Raw genomic sequence first — 15,101 nt, forward strand, 5'->3', positions numbered from 1 at the left:
GGCGTTTAAAGGACAGGTTTTACTGTGTCGCCCATGAAAAACCACAAAACCTTTCAGGCGTTTGATATCCGGGTTCCCACTGAAAGCGCACCAGAGGGAACCTCAGACACCGGCGTCAGCCCTTCTTACCCAGCATCAGGCGTAATACTGCAGCGGAGTCCTGCTCAGGCAACGCCAGAATACCAGAATAGAGAGAGAGGGAGATTTCACAAATTTTCGCGCGATCGACATTTGCAGCGCTCAAATCATTGAACACATTCAGCTGGTCGCCGTATTTATCCTGCAATGCCTGACGAACAGGCGCCATCAGCACCTTGGCTTTTTCGCCGCTCACGGCCGTTGGCTGTGCCGTCTGGCCGCTGCCGCTGGCCAGCAATAAATCATTCATGGTATCCAGATCTTTCTTGAACAGTTCCGGTGGCAGCACCTGTGCGGTGTTGACGCCCCCACTGATTTGCGGATAGAGAAATTTAAAACAACTGCCGTCGTTGCGCGCCTGCAATGCCTGCATCTCTTCAAGGCTGACTTGCATGGCGGCAATCACGCTCGCATCCGGCGCGGTATTCATTCGCTCAGAAAGCAAGTCTGACACCATCGGTTTGACCGTATCAATGGCTTCCTGCTGGGTTTTCCCCTCTTTCTTTAGCCGCAAAATATTGCCGCGAATCTGGCTGTACAGTGCCGGTTCCTGCGCTTTGATGGTGCTGTAAATCGGCAGTGCGGAGAGCGCCTGATCGATGTCCTGGGTCTGCTCATCGCCCGCCAGACGGGGTTTAATCACGCCTTCGTACAGGAAATTCCCACCCAGTATCACTACCAGGAAAATAATAATGGCTGGCGTACGGCCAATTTTGCCTTTCTTGTACAGCGCCTTCAGCACGCCACCCAAAATGACAGCAACCACGGCAGCAATAATTACATCATTCCAGTTCATTCCCTGCTTCCTTTTCGTTCGTTTCCGATTTGTGCAACGGCATCGCAGCTGATACCAGCACGCGCTTCGCCATGGAGTTCGTTTAATTTGCCGGAACGCATCTCCAGCAGACGATCGGCGTGTTCAAAGTAATGATCATCATGACTGATTGCCAGCACGGTTTTACCCCCTTTCACGCAAGTGCGGTAAACGTTCGCGGCAGAAAGTGCGGCGGAACTGCTTAAACGCAACCCGCAACAACGCCATCAGACTCTCACGTTGGTCAATCGGCTCATCAATACAGACTTGGCTTCAGCCCGCAGTGTAATGAGCGGTGGGTTGATATCAAGAATAATTCCCATTTTATCTGCAACAACCGGAATACAGAGAAAAAAACTGACAGCCTTGCCCACAGTTCCTAAACTTCTGTAATGGATAAAGAACATGAACTTCGCAGAAGTAAACGAAATGCACTGGGGTTGCTGCTGGTTGCGGCCGCCCTGTTTGTTGTTACGCTGTTTTTAACCCCCAACTTCTGGGTTTACGGGCTGAAAGCGATCACCGAGGCCGCGATGGTCGGCGCACTGGCCGACTGGTTTGCGGTAGTCGCGTTGTTTCGCCGCGTGCCCGTCCCGTTTATTGCCGCGCATACCGCCATCATCCCCAGGAATAAAGACAAAATTGCTGACAATCTGGCGGTGTTCGTGCAGGAAAAATTCCTCGCACCCGCCTCGATTGTTGAGCTTATCCGCAAGCATGACCCGGCACAGATGCTCTCAGCCTGGCTCAATGCCCCGGATAACGCTCCACGTTTTGCCGGTTACATGATTAAGGTGATGCGCGGTTTTCTGGATGTCACTGACGATCAGCGCATTGCGCAATTGATGAAGCGTGCGCTGTTTCGGGTGATCGATAAAATCGATTTGTCGCAGTCGATCGCCACGTTATTGGAAAGTCTGACCAAAGACGGACGTCATCAGGAGTTGCTTGATCAAGCCATGGATCAGCTGGAATTATTGCTGGCCAAAGAGAGTACCCGCACCTTTATCTCCGCCCAGATTGTTAACTGGATGAAGCGTGAGCACCCTCTCACTGCCAAACTGCTACCTACCGGGTGGCTTGGCAGAAATGGCGCTGACATGGTATCGAACGCGGTTAATTCGGTGCTCGACGACATGGGCAACGATAAAACCCATGCCTTCCGCAAAGGCTTTGATCGCTCGGTACAGGGTTTTATCCACCAATTGCAAAGTGATCCGGCTACCGCGCAAAAAGCCGAAGAGATTAAGCAGTACCTGAAAAATGACGAGAAACTCAACGGCTACGTGATACAGCTGTGGGCCGATATGCGCGGTTGGCTGAAGGAAGATTTAGAAAGCCCAGATTCCAGAGTCCGCGCCAAAATCACCGAGTCTGGGCAATGGCTGGGACAAGCGCTGGAGCAGGATGACAAGCTGCGGGCATCACTGAATGTGCAGATGGAAACGGTCGCGGCCAGAATGGCGCCCGATTTTGCCGCGTTCCTCACCCGTCACATCAGCGACACGGTGAAAGGTTGGGATGCTCGGGATATGTCACGCCAGATTGAGCTAAATATCGGCAAGGATTTACAGTTTATCCGCATCAACGGCACGCTGGTCGGTGCCTTTATCGGCCTGGTGTTATATCTGCTGTCGCAGTTGCCGGTAGTATTACCGTGGGTGATGGCAAAGATCTGACACTCCCCCCGGCACAGGGGGAGTGCCATCATACTATTTCACTGTTTTACTGAACGCATCCACCGCCAGAATCGCGTTGGCGACATCTTCCGCTGACAGATGCTGATTCAGGTTGCCAAGCGTATCGCCCTTACCCCCCGCAAGCGCACCGACTTTCACCAGATTCTGGTAAGACTCATTTTCAAGGTGCATTTCTTTTAAGGTGGTCGGCATTTTGATGGCACGGTAGAAGCGGATGTAACGGGCGATCTCTTCGTCCGGGCGCTGCTCCAGCACCATTTGCGTCAGAGTACCGTAGGCCACTTTCTCACCGTGAGTCAGGTGGTGGATATCCCCTGAAATCGCGGTAAAACCATTGTGGATCGCATGCGCCCCCGCCAGACCCGCGTTCTCAAAACCGAGGCCAGACAGCAGCGTGTTGGCTTCGACCACCGCTTCAACCGCCGGAGTGACCAGTTTTTGCTCCACGGCGGTATACGCACTGTAACCGTAGGTCAGCAGCGTTTTTTCGCAGGCTTCCGCAATCGCCATACCGGCTATCGTCGGGTCGCCGCCCACCATTGAGTGTGAGTGCGAACGCAATACCGCCTGCGCTTCAACAAAGGTCGCCAGGCCATCAGCAATACCGGAGGCGAACAGACGCACAGGGGCCTGCGCGCAAACCTGCGTATCCACCAATACCAGATCAGGGTTTTTATCATAGAAGCGGTAGGTATCGAACACCCCTTCGTCGGTATAAATGACCGACAGCGCACTGCAGGGGGCGTCAGTGGAGGCTACGGTGGGGACAATCACCACGTTCTGTTTCAGTTCATCAGCAATGGCTTTGGCGGTATCGAGCGTTTTACCACCGCCAAGACCGACGACGACATGAGTGCCGGCTTTGCGGGCAATCTCGGCCAGACGGGTTATCTCGTTGGATGACGCTTCCCCCTTAAATTTTTCATAGTGGAATGCCACTTCGGCTTTTTTAAGTGACGCTTTGACACGATCGCCAATGATGCCCCAAACCATATCATCAGCAATCAATAAGGATTTACCGCCCAGCGCAGGCAGATAGCTGCCGAGTTCATCCAGCACACCGCTACCCTGAACGTATTTTCTTGGCGAAGAGAAGATAAATTTACTCATGATTACAACCTCTTTCCGTTGAAAAACCTACTCTGAGAGTAACCTTCTCCCCCGCAAAGTCACATTATTAAATCTAATAACAACCGCATAGAATGCTAAGAAAAAAACAGTGAAATAAAAGTCTGGAATGAAAATTATTATCTCTTAGCGCCAAAGCGGCCAATGTAAGTTTTTAACTATCAAATCTATCAATCAAAGCGACTTTTACTTATCAATCGAATCCGTAGAATGCATTGCATTGGCAGCACGATGTAAGCAGTTGCAACCTATTGAGCTCGCTGTTAGCCATCCTGTATCACTTTTCAATTATTGAGGGATAACATGTATAACTTCCAGCGTTACCAGGCCAAAGAACTGGCACTTGCCTACATGAGCGGCAAATCACACGATTTTTCACCACAAGAATTTTTGCAGCAGGTTAAGAAGATGGAGAAATCCTTCGACTCCTTGCTGAAAACAGGTCAGGAACCTTCACAGCGTCAGGTGCTGGTGAAAGCGTTCTGATTCTATTGCTGCAAGGTCTCCTGTGTCAGGGATACCAGCAAGAATAAGCTTCTGATTCACCTGCGAAAAAGAAGTAAAAAAGAAGCCCCGCTCGCAAGAGACGGGGCTTTGTCATATTTGAGACTTCATCGCCGTTAGCTCATCTGGCGGTCATCAATATAGCGGCGTTTGTCCGGCGCTGGCGGGAAGTACTGATAGAGCCAGGTTTCCGTCAGCGCGGTATTACCCGATTTCACGTACATACGTAGCTCCACCGGCATGACTGAATCGCTGTCCGGGTACCAGTCGAACAGAATGCGGTAGCCATCAAACGGCTGCACATACAGAATTTCGATGTCTTTAATTTTACCGGCTGACACGTTGATCACCGGCGCAAGGCCTTTATCTGCATAGGCTTTCAGCTCGCCACCGATAAAATCGACCGCGAAACGGCGCGCCCAGACTTTCGGATAGTTTTCACCCGGTGCCCAACCTTCAGGGAAACCGCCCATACCCGTGCGGGTCGCTAATACGTTGGAGAGCGGGCTGCGCTCAGGCGGTTCGCTGCTCCAGTAAAGTTTGTAGCTGAAGTCGAAACTATCACCGGCTTTGACCGGTTTTTCCGGCTGCCAGAAGCAGACGATGTTATCCAGTGTTTCACCGGTGGTCGGGATCTCCAGCAGATTAACCGCCCCTTTCCCCCAGTTCCCTACCGGCTCCACCCACAGGCTTGGCCGTTTGTTGTACCAACCAATCACGTCCTGATAATTATTGAACTCATGGTCCAACTGCAACAAACCAAAACCTTTCGGGTTTTCATCGGCAAACGCATTGAATTGTAATTTTTGCGGGTTATTCAGCGGACGGCAGACCCATTCACCATTACCGCGCCACATCGCCAGACGATCAGAGTCATGAATTTGTGGATGAATGGTGTCGCAGCGGCCGCGTTCGCTGGTACCACAGCTGTACATGCTGGTCATTGGCGAGATACCGAGCTGCTTAATGTCTTTACGTGCATTGACGTGTTTTTCGATTTCCATCACCACGCGCTTTGGCTCGCAGTGGATGATAAAGCGATAGGCACCGGTGATGCTTGGACCATCCAGCAGCGCGTAGACCGTGAAGGTGGTGTCGCCCGGTTTCGGGGTATCAAACCAGAAAGCGGTAAAGTCAGGGAACTCTTCGGGCACACCGGCGAAGGTGTCTACCGCCACGCCGCGGGCTGAAAGCCCGTACTGATAGGTGTCATCCACCGCACGGAAATAGCTGGCGCCGAGGAAGGACACCACGTCACGGCGGGTCAGTTCAGGGGCTTTGTTGACCTTAAATCCGGCAAACCCGAGATTGGTAATGCCTTCGAGCTGCTCGGTTTTCACCCCGGCATCGTGGTAGTTGAACAGTTCAGGACGGAAGTGGATTTCGCGTGCCAGATGCTTGTCGGCATCGACGGAATACATACGCACACGGCGTTTAAAGCCCATGCCGACGTGGAACAACTCCACGTCCAGCTGGCGATTCGGCAAGTCATGCCACAGAGAGTGGCCGTGATCGTACTCGATGGCGTTATACGCCTGTGGCGTCAGTTCAGCCAGCGTCTGCGGCAGAGGTTGAGGCGCTCCGCCGTAGGGTTGCGAAGCGAGGGAGCTGGCCATCTTTTGCAGCACGGAGAAGTTGAACGTGGTGGCTCCACCGTCCGCGACGTTCTCCTGCGCTGCCGCAGCAGATCGTGTGAACACTGATGCCATCGCTGGCACCCCGCAGTAGGCGGCAAACGCCATTGACGCTTTGATAAATGCTCTTCGTTCCATGCAAGAAGGGTTTCCTGTGCTGGGCAATTCAAATGATCCGCGGACTGCTTAGCGCCGAAAGGCAAGCTGCCGGACGTGGCGCTCAAAGGCAACCGCGGGATGTCAAAAATACGACCACAAGGCTAACGTAAAATTCACATGGCGAGTACCATAAAATTAAGGGGTTTCAGCTAAAAATAGCTTGCACAGACTGGCGCTTCCGGCATGTCAGAAAACCGCTGCAGGCGGTACAGGCGGCGGCTAACAGAAATCTTAAGCAACCCTTACAGAACGTTTATGAATGGATTTATAAACTGCCTATTGGCGGACTTTTAAGAGGATTCCGTCCGCTAAAAGTTAATGAAAAGTTATGAAAACATTAACTAAGCTAAAAGCAGCGATTTACTTTCTTTTCATCAATGCAGGAGCGCCCTCATGTCTGACAGGCTGATTCAGCAATGGACCCAAACGCTGTATGCACAATTAACCGCCTCCCCTTCTCTGCCCGCCGGGTTGACTCTCACCGGCAAAGGACATCTCCCTTCGGCCTATCCGGTGACGGAACTGGCGACGGCCTCCGTGGCGGTGGCCTCCATGGCGTTAGCCGCTTTTATGGCAGAAAGCGGATTCAGCGTGCCGAAAGTGAATGTCGATCGGCGGCTGGCCTCGCTTTGGTTTTCAACCACATTACAACCGCAGGGCTGGGAGCTACCGCCCGTGTGGGATGCCATCGCCGGGGACTACGCCACGGTTGATGGCTGGATCCGTCTGCATACCAACGCCCCAGCACACCGCAAAGTGGTGGAAGCGGTTCTCGGCCACCACGCAGACCGGCAGATGATGGCAAAAACGGTCAAAACCTGGCAGAAGCGGGAGCTGGAACAGGCCATTGTCGCCGCGGGAGGCTGTGCGGCAGAAATGCGCAGTGCGCAGGCGTGGCAAGAACATATACAGGGAAAAAGCGTGGCGCAGGAGCCGTTGTTCCAGCGTTCGTTATTTCCCAGCCAATCTCAGCCAGCCTGGCCGGTAACCCGCCAGCGGCCTTTGCAGGGTATCCGCGTTCTTGATCTCACCCGAATTATTGCAGGCCCCGTCGCAACACGTTTTCTGGCGGGTTTCGGCGCGGATGTCCTGCGCATCGACCCTTTCGGCTGGGAGGAACCCAGTCAGGAGCCGGACGTTACGCTGGGTAAGCGCTGCGCACGCCTCAATTTGCACAATCCGCAGGACCGCCATACTTTCGAACAACGGCTGCGCGAGGCTGATGTCATTGTTCATGGCTACCGGGCGGGTGCACTGCATAAGTTGGGTTACACCAGTGAGCAACGCCGCCTGCTGTCACCAGGGTTGGTCGATGTGTGTCTGAATGCCTACGGCTGGAGTGGACCATGGCGCGAACGGCGAGGTTTCGACAGTCTGGTTCAGATGAGTTGCGGTATTGCCGAACAGGGAATGCACTGGGCTGAGAGCCAAAAACCCACCCCATTACCGGTGCAGGGACTGGATCACGCAACGGGTTATCTGATGGCGGCAGCGGTTCTCCACGGACTGATGGAGCGGCTTCGTCGCGGCCAGGGCAGCGAAACCCGTCTGTCGCTGGCGCGTACCGCGACCGAACTGATGTGTTTTACCGCCATGGATGGCCGTGACCTGAACGCCAATATCGGCCAGGCAGAGAAAAACGATTATTCCGCCACGCCGGAGCCGACCCAATGGGGCGATGGCTGGCGGTTGCTGCCACCGGTCACACTCGCGGGAACAGAAATGCAGTGGAATTTCCCTGCCTCAGCGCTGGGTTCGGCTCAGCCTGTCTGGCTGGAGCCACAGTGAAAAAGTCTCAGTTTTGCATCATCATGAAATCGGCTAACGTAATGAATCTTCAACCTCATTAACCAGACCCAAAAGGCTTACGCACCCTATGCATCCAGTTCTTCAGCATGACTTCGATACGCTTGGCGATATTTTGCAACAGGCACGTGATACGGCAGTGTCATTTATTGATTCTCTGCCAGACCGTTCGACGTGCCCTCCGCTGACGGCGCAACAGTTGAAGGCCGGAGACGATCTTCTGCCCGAGCATGGCGTAGGTGCCGAAGCGGCGCTGCATGATTTTTGGGACAAATACGCAGAGGGGTTTTCTGCCAGCGCCGGACCGCGCTATTTCGGTTTTGTCACCGGCGGCGGGACACCGGCTTCCATCGCGGCGGACTGGCTGGTCAGCGCCATCGACCAAAATACCCAGCTGCATTTTGACTCGGTTTCACCGGCCATCGAGCTTGCAACCATCAGTCAGTTGAAACAACTGCTTGGTCTGCCTGCCGATCAGTGCGGCAGTTTTGTCACCGGCGCGACCATGGCGAACGTTGTCAGCATGGCGATTGCCCGCCAGTGGCTTGGCAAGCAGCGCGGCATCGACGTCGCGCAGCAGGGTTTACACGCGCTGGGGCCGGTGCGGGTACTGGCTGCCGCTGCGCATTCGAGCAGCGTGAAAGGGCTGAGTATGCTGGGTATCGGGCGCGACGCGCTGGAGAACGTCGCCACACTGCCTGGCAGCGAAGCCATTGACCCACAGGCGCTGGAACAGGCGCTACAGCGGCATCCTGACGCCCCGACGCTGGTGCTGGCCAGTGCAGGTACCGTCAATACCGTGGCCTTTGATGATCTCCCCACACTGCTAAAACTGCGCGAGAAGTACAATTTCTGGCTGCACGTGGATGCCGCTTTTGGCGGCGTGGCGGCAGCATCAGAAAAATTCGCCCACCTGCTTGAGGGCTGGCAGTTGGCGGACTCCATTACGATAGATGCACATAAATGGCTGAACGTGCCCTATGACAGCGCCATTCAGTTTACCCGCGAAGCCCATCTGGCATTGCAAGTTGAGGTATTCCAGAACCACTCGGCGTATCTCGAACCGCCAAGCGTGCGGCCGGATAACTATCTGCACCTGACGCCGGAAAACTCCCGCCGCTTCCGCGCGCTGCCGGTATGGATGGCGCTGAAAGCCTATGGCCGCGCCGGTCTGGCAGAAGTGGTCGAACGTAATGTTGAGCTGGCCGCCCTGTTCGCCCGGAACATCGAAGAGATGCAAGGTTTTCACCTGCTCGCGCCGGTAACCCTCAACGTGGTCTGTTTTGCACTCGACGACGCCGACAGCAGCACGGAGTCTGTTGCACGCCGCAACCGCTTCCTGAGTCGGCTCGATAACGCAGGCGTAGTGCGCTGCACGTCAACATCACTGAACGGCAAACCTGGGATGCGGGCAGCACTGGTTAACTGGATGACGGCTGAACATGACATCGAACTGGCGCTGGCATCGATAAAAGCCTGCCGTGCGGAACGCTGACCGTCACAGCTCCAGCCGGAATGCGGCTTTGCGATATTGCAGCGGCGTTCTGCCAATCAGTTTACGGAAACACGTAATGAAATAGGGCGCGTCGGCAAAACCGCACTGGCTGCCGACCGTTTTGACGGAGAGATCCGTTGAACGCAATAATTCACAGGCACGTTTGATACGCCTGGTTGCCAGAAAATCCGCAATTGAACCGCCTGTTTCCTGACTGAACACCCGCGAAATATAGCTTTGTGACAGCCCCACTGACTCCGATAAATCCGCCAGTGAAAATTTTTGCACATAATTTTCTTCTATCCACTGCATCACTTTTGACGCCGTGGTGCGGCTGATGGTTTTTTGCTGCCCGTCCTGGTCCGGCATGAAGGCCATCAGTTGCAGCACCAGCATAGCGATATCCTCCCACTGATGCGTTTGCGCCTGCTGTAGCCGGTGAAAGCTCTCAAGGATCACCTCGATGTGCGCCGCGCTGGAGGTCAGATCATAGATATGCGCCTCGCAGTCGGTGTCCCACAGACGGCCAAAGCGCGCCCTTCGCTTCGGGAACGGCTGTAAAAAACCGTCGAGCAGTTGGTGGTCCAGATGGACCGTGGTGCGCTCGTACTGATTTTTCTCACTTTGTTCGACAAACACTTTGTGCAGCTTAAAGGGCGGGAAGACAAACAACCGCCCCGGCCGCAGCGTGTATTGCTGGTTATCGACAATCACGATGCCGTAGCCACGGCTGACAAAAAGCATTTCAAGACATTGATGCCAGTGAAAATAGTTAGCGCTGCCTTTATTCATTCGGTTAAATGAGATCTGCCGCTCGTTAAGGGCAATACGCTCGAGGAAGTCTGTCACCGCCATATTTATCTTCCTTAAGGTTAAGTGCACTGGCCCGCGTCAAAGCCAATGACAAGAAATTACAATTTTCTGGCTTAATTTTGCAATTTAAGCCCATTTTATCCCACTCCGCCAATATCAATTTAAAAAAACGCAGCATTATGTGACCCGCATAACAATCAGACTGGTCAAATTCACTATATTTCATTGGCAAGGAAGAGCGTGAATATCATTCCATAAATAATAAACTCGCTAAATTGAAACAATATTTCATATATTTCATTTATTCGATCACATTAATCCCTACAGGTGCGGAGCGTGAAATGAGCCAGGTGAAAATCAATACGGAAAACCCGCTTCGCGATCGCCAGCAGGTGAAAACCTTGCTGAGTGAGTTGCTGTCGGCAGTCACGCCTTATACCGAGGAAGGCAAAAGTGGCATCGATTTAGGTAATACCACCACCCATTACGGTAAACAGATTGCCAAAATGGAAGCGTTGTCGCGCATGTTATGGGGAATTTTCCCGCTGCTGGCCGGTGGCGGAGCGTGCGAAAACCTCTCTTTTTATCTGACCGCCATCCGCCACGGCACCGATCCGCGGCATGAAGAGTACTGGGGCGATATCTGGGACTTCGACCAGCGCTGCGTGGAAATGGCCGCATTTGGCGTCGGGCTGGCGCTGCTGGATAAGCGGCTGCTGGCGTATTTCAGCCCGCAGGAACAGCAAAATCTCATCGCCTGGCTCAATCAGGGAACCGGGGCCACGATCCCCAACAATAATTGGAATTATTTTCCGATCATGGTGCAGATGGGCTGCAAACAGGCCGGTCTGCCCTGGGACCGCGAAGCGGTAGAAGCCCGCTTTGCGCTGATGGAGGACTATTATCTCGGTGACGGCTGGTACTCAGATGGCCCCGGTCGGCCGCGCGATTATTATATTTCGATGGCTTTCCACTATTATGGCCTGCTTTACGCCACGCATATGACTGACGTAGATGCTGAACGCTGCGCCACCTTGCGCGCAAGGGCACGGCACTTTGCGCAGGATTTCATTACGCTGTTTTCTGCCGACGGCTCAGCGGTGCCTTTTGGCCGCAGCCTGACCTACCGCTTTGCCGAAGCGGCATTCTGGAGCGCAGCGGCCTTCAGCGGGCTGGAGGTTTTCTCTCCAGGCGTAGTTAAGGGGCTGATTTTACGCCATTTGCGTCATTGGCTGAAGCAGCCGCTCTTTGACCGCGATGGCGTGCTGAGCATTGGCTATCACACGCCCAATCTGGTGATGGCCGAAGACTACAACGCCCCCGGTTCACCCTATTGGGCCTGTAAGCTATTTCTGGTGTTGGCGCTGCCCGCAGATCATGCGTTCTGGCAAGCCGAAGAGTTGCCGCTGCCGCCGCTCGACAGTCCGCACTGCATTCCCCATGCCAGCCAGATCCTACTGCGCGACGCCAACCAGCAGCACGTGGTGATGCTCACCTCCGGCCAGCTGGAGCTGAATAACTTCGTCAATACTGAAGCCAAATACACCAAATTCGCTTACTCCAGCCAGTTCGGTTTCACGCTCGATCGCGGGCGCTTTGGCCTCAACCATGCTGCCTGTGATTCGATGCTGGTGTTTTCTGAGCACGACGATTACTACCGTGGCCGCCGGGGCTGTGAAGAGACGCAGATCCGCCATGACGCTATCTATTCGCGCTGGCTGCCCTGGCACGACGTTGAAGTGCGCACCTGGCTGATTCCCTGCGGTGACGGGCATCTGCGGCTGCATAACATCACGTCCGCCCGTGAGCTGGACGCCGTGGAAGGCGGTTTCGCCGTCATTCATAACCGCCAGACGCAGGTCGAACTTGATCAGAACAGTGCCTCCAGCCGGGTAATGGCCTGTAACGGCAGTAGCCGAATCGCCAGCGTTGGCGCAGATGCCCGACGTGAAGCGGCAACGGTGGTCACGCCGCCGAACAGCAGCATTATGTTTGCCGAAACGGCGGTGATCCCGGTGCTAAAAACGGTGATCACACCGGGTACGCACTGGCTGATGTCCGTCGTGTTTGCCTCAGCGACAACACCGGGGGCAACCCTGACGCTGCCGGTGGTCAGACGAGATACGCAGCAAATCCATATCGATTATCAGGGCCGCAATTGGGCCGTCGCACTCACCCTTTAGGATCTCTGGAGTCAATATGAAAGCCATAAAAACGGCCAGTAAGACGGCTTACTACAAAATGAGTTGCTTTATATTCCTGTATTTCTTTACCTGGTCTTCCAGCTTTGGGTTATATGCCCTGTGGCTGGGCCAGAAAGCCGGACTCGACAGCATGAGCATCGGCAGCGTCTTTGCCATTAACGGTATTTTCGCCGTAATAATGAAACCGGTCTATGGCTATATCATGGATAAAATAGGCATGAGCAAAAGCCTGCTTTATTTTGTGGTGATTATTTCCGCCATGATGGCGCCGTTCTTTATTTATGTTTATCAGCCCCTGCTCGAAAAACATTTAATGATAGGTATTGTCGTCGGCGCATTCTATCTCAGCCTTGGCTGGTATGCGGGCGTGGCGGCATCGGAATCCTACGCCGACCGTTTCAGCCGTCTGTACAGCATGGAGTTTGGGCAAATCCGTATGTGGGGTTCGCTTGGCTGGGCGCTGGCCGCGTCGTTCTCCGGCATTCTGTTTAATCTGTCGCCGGCGTGGAATTTCAGTCTCAGCAGCGTGACGTCCCTGTTGATGCTTGGCGTGCTGCTCTCGCTGAAAATCGGTGAAGATGAGTTGCGCAATAATGATGTGATTGCCCAGGATAAAATCGTCTTCGGTGATGTGATCCTGTTGCTGAAGAACCGCAAATTCTGGATGTTCTCGCTGTATGTTGCCGGTGTGGCCTGGATGATGTTTGTGGCGGAACAGCAGTTTTCACGCTATTTCGTCACCTTCTTCACCACCAAAGAACAGGGTAATGCCATGTATGGCTACCTGAGTACCGTTCAGTCCGGGCTGGAATTCCTGATGATGATGGTGATCCCGTTCCTGGTGAACTACTTCGGTGCCAAACGAGGCCTGCTGCTGGTCGGCCTGGTCGTTGGGCTACGATTGATCGCCTCAGGGTTGACCAGTGACCCGCTGCTGATCTCGCTGATTAAGCCATTCTACGGGCTGGAAATCGCCTTGCTGCTGGTATCGGTGTTTAAATATATCGCCGAGCATTTCCATAAGCGCGTTAACGCCACCATGTACCTGTTGGGTTATCAGGCGATGATTTACGTCGGCTCCATCGTGGTCGCGCCGCCTGCGGGTTATTACTATGACCGCATCGGCTTTGCTCACACTTACCTGATTATGGGCGGCATCGCACTGCTGTTTACCCTGATATCCACCCTGACTCTCTCCGCCTGCCACAACCGGCGCGATGAGCAACGCGGCCTGACGCATGCCTCACCGCCGGACATCACCCCCTCTGCACAGTTGACCACCATTAAACGCTGATTCAGAAAGAAAAGGACATGATATGACCATCGCTAAAGAAAAATTACTGCCAGTAGAACTGAATCAGCTGGACAGGTTTGCCCTGCGCCAGCAACTGGAAAATGCCCGTCAGCAAGTATTGAGAAAAATCGACCGCAATATCCCGAAATTTGACGGCAAATTCCCCGCAGAAACCTGTGAGAATGGTCGCTATGCGCTGACGGATAACGTCGAATGGACCACCAGTTTTTGGAGCGGTCAGCTGTGGCTGGCCTGGGAAATGACCGGTGATGACAAATACCGTCTGGCGGCCGAAAAACATATCACCTCGTTTGGCAACCGCATCGCCAACCGCCTCGATACCGCCACCCACGACCTGGGTTTTCTTTATACGTTATCGTGCGTCAGCGCCTGGCGTCTGACCGGCAACCGCCAGGCACGCGGTTTTGCGCTGCTGGCCGCCGATGCCCTGCTGGAACGCTTTAACCCGCAGTCCGGCATCATTCAGGCCTGGGGCGATCTGCAAGACCCGGAACAGGCCGGGCGCATGATCATCGACTGCAATATGAATCTGCCGTTGCTCTACTGGGCCACGCAGCAAACCGGTGACAGCCGCTATGCCGACGCCGCACGCACGCACGCCAGTCAGGCGGCGAAGTATATCGTCAGGCCTGACGCCTCCACCTATCACACCTATTACATGGATACCGTCACCGGTGATCCGCGCTATGGGAACACACATCAGGGTTATGCCGATGACTCCTGCTGGTCGCGCGGTCAGGCCTGGGGGATTTATGGTTTCCTGCTCAGCTATCGTTATACCGGTGATAAGGATCAGGTCGAATTGTCGCGCAGGCTGGCACATTATTTCCTTAACCGCCTACCCGAAGATGACGTCTGCCACTGGGATTTAGCGCTGCTGGGCACCGACCAGCCCCGCGATAGTTCTGCAGCGGCAATCGCGGTTTGCGGCCTGCTGGATCTGGCCACCGCTCTGCCCGCCACCGATGCATCCCGCGCCATTTATGAAGAGATGGCACTACGCATAATGGCGTCGCTCACGGCGAATTATCTGGCCGGTGATGACGAAGCGTGCGACGGCCTGCTCAAACATTCGGTTTACCATATGGCGAGCGGTAAAGGGGTGGACCAGTGCGCTAGCTGGGGGGACTATTTTTATGTCGAAGCGCTGGTCCGGCTGACCCAAAGTTGGCAGCCCTACTGGTAAAGTATGTTGATGTTTCACCTGACGGCCACCGCTGGCCGTCTTAACGATGCCTCCTTTACCCGCCTAATGTTCAGTAACAAGTTACATGAATTATTTTTAAGCATACCGGGAATGCAAAATAAACCGACTAATCAATTTTCATAAGGAAAATCCTAATATTTCATTTCACAATTCACGCTATGTGATTACCAACATTAGGAATATT

Annotated in this window: 11 protein-coding genes and 1 pseudogene; 7 read left to right on the plus strand and 5 right to left on the minus strand. The window is 54.1% G+C overall.

Annotated elements, in window-relative coordinates:
• Window positions 1-115 precede the first annotated feature (115 nt).
• Together EAH77_RS01560 and EAH77_RS01565 are read right to left on the minus strand one after the other, a co-directional pair.
• Complete coding sequence (locus tag EAH77_RS01560; RefSeq protein WP_140470045.1) at window positions 116-934, minus strand: hypothetical protein; 819 nt, start codon at window positions 932-934, stop codon at window positions 116-118.
• Window positions 931-1,150 (minus strand): annotated as a pseudogene (locus EAH77_RS01565) (multidrug ABC transporter permease/ATP-binding protein); the annotation flags it as partial. The gene EAH77_RS01560 and the pseudogene EAH77_RS01565, both read right to left, overlap by 4 nt.
• A gap of 194 nt (window positions 1,151-1,344) precedes the next feature.
• Between EAH77_RS01565 and EAH77_RS01570 the strand changes: the two are divergent.
• Window positions 1,345-2,631 carry a DUF445 domain-containing protein gene (locus tag EAH77_RS01570; protein ID WP_140470046.1) on the plus strand — a complete coding sequence of 429 codons (1,287 nt, stop codon included), beginning with the start codon at window positions 1,345-1,347 and terminating at the stop codon, window positions 2,629-2,631.
• A gap of 33 nt (window positions 2,632-2,664) precedes the next feature.
• Here EAH77_RS01570 and EAH77_RS01575 read toward each other — a convergent pair whose 3' ends face one another.
• Window positions 2,665-3,762: a glycerol dehydrogenase gene (locus EAH77_RS01575; protein ID WP_140470047.1), complete on the minus strand. Its 1,098-nt coding sequence runs from the start codon at window positions 3,760-3,762 to the stop codon at window positions 2,665-2,667.
• A 321-nt stretch (window positions 3,763-4,083) separates the two neighbouring features.
• Between EAH77_RS01575 and EAH77_RS01580 the strand changes: the two genes are divergently transcribed.
• On the plus strand, window positions 4,084-4,266 hold the full coding sequence (locus EAH77_RS01580; RefSeq protein ID WP_140470048.1) for a hypothetical protein: 183 nt from the start codon (window positions 4,084-4,086) through the stop codon (window positions 4,264-4,266).
• A gap of 134 nt (window positions 4,267-4,400) precedes the next feature.
• Here the strand turns inward: EAH77_RS01580 and EAH77_RS01585 are convergent, their stop codons facing one another.
• On the minus strand, window positions 4,401-6,056 hold the full coding sequence (locus tag EAH77_RS01585) for a glucan biosynthesis protein D (RefSeq protein WP_140470049.1): 1,656 nt from the start codon (window positions 6,054-6,056) through the stop codon (window positions 4,401-4,403).
• Window positions 6,057-6,470: 414 nt separating this feature from the next.
• Here EAH77_RS01585 and EAH77_RS01590 point away from each other — a divergent pair, with 414 nt between their 5' ends.
• On the plus strand, window positions 6,471-7,865 hold the full coding sequence (locus tag EAH77_RS01590) for a CoA transferase (RefSeq protein WP_140470050.1): 1,395 nt from the start codon (window positions 6,471-6,473) through the stop codon (window positions 7,863-7,865).
• Between the two features lie 88 nt (window positions 7,866-7,953).
• The gene (locus EAH77_RS01595) at window positions 7,954-9,378 is read left to right on the plus strand and encodes a pyridoxal phosphate-dependent decarboxylase family protein (RefSeq protein WP_140470051.1); all 1,425 of its coding nucleotides are present in this window, start codon (window positions 7,954-7,956) and stop codon (window positions 9,376-9,378) included.
• Between the two features lie 3 nt (window positions 9,379-9,381).
• Here the strand turns inward: EAH77_RS01595 and EAH77_RS01600 are convergent, their stop codons facing one another.
• Complete coding sequence (locus tag EAH77_RS01600; RefSeq protein ID WP_140470052.1) at window positions 9,382-10,233, minus strand: AraC family transcriptional regulator; 852 nt, start codon at window positions 10,231-10,233, stop codon at window positions 9,382-9,384.
• A gap of 299 nt (window positions 10,234-10,532) precedes the next feature.
• Here EAH77_RS01600 and EAH77_RS01605 point away from each other — a divergent pair, with 299 nt between their 5' ends.
• The 3 genes from EAH77_RS01605 to EAH77_RS01615 are packed head-to-tail and all read left to right on the plus strand — an operon-like array spanning window position 10,533 to window position 14,896.
• Window positions 10,533-12,374, plus strand: coding sequence for a DUF2264 domain-containing protein (locus tag EAH77_RS01605; RefSeq protein ID WP_140470053.1), 1,842 nt, complete (start codon window positions 10,533-10,535; stop codon window positions 12,372-12,374).
• Window positions 12,375-12,390: 16 nt separating this feature from the next.
• Complete coding sequence (locus tag EAH77_RS01610) at window positions 12,391-13,689, plus strand: oligosaccharide MFS transporter (protein WP_140470054.1); 1,299 nt, start codon at window positions 12,391-12,393, stop codon at window positions 13,687-13,689.
• 22 nt (window positions 13,690-13,711) lie between these two features.
• The gene (locus EAH77_RS01615) at window positions 13,712-14,896 is read left to right on the plus strand and encodes a glycoside hydrolase family 88 protein (RefSeq protein ID WP_140470055.1); all 1,185 of its coding nucleotides are present in this window, start codon (window positions 13,712-13,714) and stop codon (window positions 14,894-14,896) included.
• Window positions 14,897-15,101: the final 205 nt, after the last annotated feature.

Source organism: Ewingella americana, from assembly GCF_006438725.1.
In the GTDB taxonomy this organism is placed as follows: domain Bacteria; phylum Pseudomonadota; class Gammaproteobacteria; order Enterobacterales; family Enterobacteriaceae; genus Ewingella; species Ewingella americana_A.